The sequence below is a fragment of the Corynebacterium meitnerae genome (assembly GCF_027570075.1).
Lineage (GTDB): Bacteria > Actinomycetota > Actinomycetes > Mycobacteriales > Mycobacteriaceae > Corynebacterium > Corynebacterium meitnerae.
The window spans coordinates 1-302 of sequence record NZ_JAKMUS010000050.1 but is presented as its reverse complement, the minus strand read 5'-3'; the positions used below and the strand labels follow the sequence as shown (position 1 = coordinate 302).

1 pseudogene is annotated in these 302 nt (G+C 56.6%); it reads left to right on the top strand.

Annotated features, from left to right (window positions below):
* Positions 1 to 293, top strand: a pseudogene (locus L8U60_RS10790) (hypothetical protein); the annotation flags it as partial.
* Between the last annotated feature and the right edge of the window lie 9 nt (positions 294 to 302).

Sequence of the window (302 nt, the reverse complement as noted above, 5' to 3'; positions counted from 1 at the left end):
TTACCAGCCTGGCTGACGCCACCGCCTGGGTCAACGACTACATCAAGGTCTACAACAACCGACCCCACAGCGGAATCAACTACTACACCCCACAAAGCGTGCACGACGGAACCTGGACAACCCTCCAACAAAACCGCCACCACGCCACCCAACAAGCCCTCCAACAAGGACTCATCCACACACCACCAACCATCCCAACCGGACTCCCCGAAGAAGTCACCATCATCCGCACAACCACCACCACACGCCCCAACCCCCAACCCCTAAACACAAAACGGTTCACAACCACTTGACATAAAGCG